This is a genomic window from Winogradskyella wichelsiae, assembly GCF_013403925.1.
In the GTDB taxonomy this organism is placed as follows: Bacteria; Bacteroidota; Bacteroidia; order Flavobacteriales; family Flavobacteriaceae; genus Winogradskyella; species Winogradskyella wichelsiae.
In genome coordinates this window covers 1-3,466 of the sequence record NZ_JABFDJ010000020.1, presented here as the reverse complement: position 1 = coordinate 3,466, position 3,466 = coordinate 1, and the positions used below count along the sequence as shown (strand labels likewise).

The 3,466-nt window shown below is 30.5% G+C and carries 3 protein-coding genes; all 3 read right to left on the bottom strand.

Going from position 1 to position 3,466, the window contains the following annotated elements; genetic code table 11:
• Positions 1–725 precede the first annotated feature (725 nt).
• The 3 genes from HM985_RS16840 to HM985_RS16830 all read right to left on the bottom strand — a co-directional run bounded on the left by HM985_RS16840 (position 726) and on the right by HM985_RS16830 (position 3,345).
• Positions 726–1,520, bottom strand: coding sequence for a DUF4238 domain-containing protein (locus HM985_RS16840; RefSeq protein ID WP_179377378.1), 795 nt, complete (start codon positions 1,518–1,520; stop codon positions 726–728).
• An 829-nt stretch (positions 1,521–2,349) separates the two neighbouring features.
• Positions 2,350–2,577 carry a PLD nuclease N-terminal domain-containing protein gene (locus HM985_RS16835; protein WP_179377377.1) on the bottom strand — a complete coding sequence of 76 codons (228 nt, stop codon included), beginning with the start codon at positions 2,575–2,577 and terminating at the stop codon, positions 2,350–2,352.
• A 189-nt stretch (positions 2,578–2,766) separates the two neighbouring features.
• Positions 2,767–3,345 (bottom strand): hypothetical protein, encoded by a 579-nt coding sequence (locus tag HM985_RS16830; protein WP_179377376.1) that lies wholly within the window; start codon positions 3,343–3,345, stop codon positions 2,767–2,769.
• Positions 3,346–3,466: the final 121 nt, after the last annotated feature.

Sequence of the window (3,466 nt, the reverse complement as noted above, 5' to 3'; positions counted from 1 at the left end):
TAAACTCAAAATTTTTAGAGAAACAGAGAAAAGTCCAAAGCAACCGTTGCGTATTGCTTGGCAAAAGTCAGATTTTTTTAAACACAAGAGTAAAGTCAGTCGCGCGTAAACTTTGCGTTTTGATTTGTCAAAAGTCGGTTGAGTAAGATTTTAAAGAATTAATTTTAAACCACTTTTACGCAGCTTTTAATTTTTTTGAGCTGAGTGAGCTATGTGCGCTAACGTTTACGTATAAGAATAGTGCGTAGTTTGTGTGCGAGGATTTTCCGAAGGAAAATCAGATGCATGCAAACACACATTTACTCTTGATTTGGTACTAAATTACGCATTATTTTTATACAATGTTAGCGCACGTAGTTTTATGTTTTACTCATAAGTTTATTTCTAAACTCAAAATTTTTAGAGAAACAGAGAAAAGTCCAAAGCAACCGTTGCGTATTGCTTGGCAAAAGTCAGATTTTTAAAACGCAAGAGTAAAGTCAACCGCGCGTAAATTTTGCGTATTCTTTGTCAAAAGTCAGTTGAGTAAGATTTTAAAGAATTGTTTTTAAACCACTTTTACGCAGCTTTTAATTTTTTTGAGCTGAGTGAGCTATGTGCGCTAACGTTTATGTATAAGAATAGTTGCGGGTTTGTATGCGAGGATTTTCCGAAGGAAAATCAGATGTTACAAACACGCAACGACCTTGGATTAAGCACTAAACCGCAATTATTTTTATACGGTGTTATGTTTTGTTTTTTATTTTTTCAATTTCTTTTAAAGGTTCCATTTCAGACGAAATTATCAGTCTTTTCTGTGTTACAAGTGTTGAATAATTCAAGATTCTGAATAGTGATAAATCAGCTTGTTTAAATCTTACATTTGTATTTGTCGCATTCAAATTCAAGTCTTCTCCATTGTTGTATGGATGAATATTCAAGTAATACTTTTTTGATAATGGATAATATAAAATAGAGTCAACGCCAACTATATTGTAAATTGGTTTTGGTTCGATTTTTTGTGTAGCTTCCATTTCCTTTAAATTATGACAAAATCCAGGATTGTCAGAAGTCCACCAATATTTTCTCTCTGGACTTTTATAAATTGTCCATCGCATACTTACTGTACTACTTGCAAAATCTTCTGCTTGTTTTTTAAAATAATCATAATCAGTAAAGTTTTCAAGATGATTTTCCCAAATAGGACTTCTCAATTTAGTGTAAAATATCCATTTTATAAGTTCCTCTTTTATGCTAAAGTCAATGTCGGGTTTTTCCAGTTCTATGGCAGAAATTATGTCATTATAGCTGTTTTCAATATCAGTTCCGAACATTTTTTCAAGTGCTTTTCTGTCCTCGAAAAAATCAGTATCTGAATAATTCGGTATCCAAAATATCTTGTCTCCAGAATTTTTCTTTTGAATTCCTTTTCTATACTTGTCATCACTATCGATTACAAAAATTCCAATTCCATCTGATTTAGTTGAAAAATGTTTTAAGTATGTTTCTGGAACTATATGTTGTTTTCTGTAAGCACTCATTTTTTCAAATAAAACATAACGGTTACGTATAAGAATAGTGCGTAGTTTGTGTGCGAGGATTTTCCGAAGGAAAATCAGATGCATGCAAACACACATTTACTCTTGATTTGGTACTAAATTACGCATTATTTTTATACAATGTTAGCGCACGTAGTTTTATGTTTTACTCATAAGTTTATTTCTAAACTCAAAATTTTTAGAGAAACAGAGAAAAGTCCAAAGCAACCGTTGCGTATTGCTTGGCAAAAGTCAGATTTTTTTAAACACAAGAGTAAAGTCAGTCGCGCGTAAACTTTGCGTTTTGATTTGTCAAAAGTCGGTTGAGTAAGATTTTAAAGAATTAATTTTAAACCACTTTTACGCAGCTTTTAATTTTTTTGAGCTGAGTGAGCTATGTGCGCTAACGTGTTTGTGTATGGTTAGTTGCGTGGTTAAGCAACTAAGTTAGCAAACAAATCACAGATAGAAAATTCCAGCGGAATTTTCGTAAGTAGTTGAGAAGTAAGCAATTAATTATACACGTTGTTAGCTTTTAGTGCTTTTTTGTCAGCTTAATATTTCTTTCCAATTTTATTTTTTCGCTAAATTTTCAATTCCGCAACTTGCTAAATTCCGTTTGAGTGAGATTCCGAGTTTTTAATTCAGATTTCTATTCCGAAAACGAGCTAAAAAGTCAAACGTAATTTAATTCAGAGTTTGAGTGAGAATTCAGCGTGTTTTTCAAAATTCCGCAACCGAGTATTTTCGGTTTTTACTTTCTTAAAACTCAAAAAAAAAATCAAAATAAACTAGTTCTTTTTCAATTCAGCAAACTTGCTCAAAATCGGATTTATGATTTCTCAATCTTTATTTTTTGTTCTCTACCAATTAATAAATATAAAATCGCACCAAAAAAGTTGAAAAATAAAACAACTAATACCCAAACAATTTTATTATTCCCTTTGAACTCGCTTTTTAAAATATCTACAAGAGCAATTATTGTTGGTAGAATTCCAAGAAATAAGACTGCTAATATCAGAATTAGTTGCCAAGTTCCAATCGTTAAAAAATAATTCATAATTTTTGTTTTAATTTTATTCGTAATTTTTGTTCAGCATTAAAGCTAACGTGTTTGTGTATGGTTAGTTGCGTGGTTTAGCAACTAAGATAGCAAACATTTACGAACCTGTGAATATTCCGCAGGAATATTCCAGATGATCAGAAACGAAGCAATTAATTATACACGGTGTTGGCAAATCGTTATTTTTTAATCCCAATATTTTTCAATTAAATGATATATAATTCCATTATTAATATCAACTGCTAGATAATTCGCATTTGGATATTTATTACATCGATAAAATTCAATATTCTCTATGTTTTCAATTTCGTAAAAAAATGAAATTTCTTTTTTAAATTCAGGCATTTCACTCTCAATAAATTCCAAATTCTTTTTCATTTCACTTCCATCAGTCTTTTCGGTTTCTGTATCAGATATTTCAGTTTGTTTAGTTTTTAAATCCGATAGAAACTTTAAAATTTCTGTTTTGTCCGATTTGTATTTAAAATAACAAGAATAAAAATTGGGTGGAAAGTTTATTTGAACACTTTTCATTTCGTCCATTTCTGGAATATTTTCATCGGAATATATATCACTTAAATTCACTTTTTCAGTTGATGAAAATGAGTTGAAAGCAAAATTCACAGATTTTTTCCAAGCTTTTTTTGAAACATTCGCAATTTCTGATTTTGATTTTTCAATCAATTCCTGTCCTTTATCCTTTGCTCTTTGACAAGAACAAAAAACAATTAAAATCGTGATTATTATTTTGATGTGCGTTTTCATAATGTTTGCCAACGTGTTTGTGTATGCTTAGTTGCGTGGTTAGGCAACTAATTTAGTAAACTTTTACGAACCTGAGAATATTCCGAAGGAATATTCCAGATAAGCAGAAACAAAGCAATTA

Bases quoted from the DNA above. Each gene is read 5' to 3' on its own strand.
- HM985_RS16840 (WP_179377378.1), bottom strand. From the start codon at position 1,520: ATGAGTGCTTACAGAAAACAACATATAGTTCCAGAAACATACTTAAAA.
- HM985_RS16835 (WP_179377377.1), bottom strand. From the start codon at position 2,577: ATGAATTATTTTTTAACGATTGGAACTTGGCAACTAATTCTGATATTA.
- HM985_RS16830 (WP_179377376.1), bottom strand. From the start codon at position 3,345: ATGAAAACGCACATCAAAATAATAATCACGATTTTAATTGTTTTTTGT.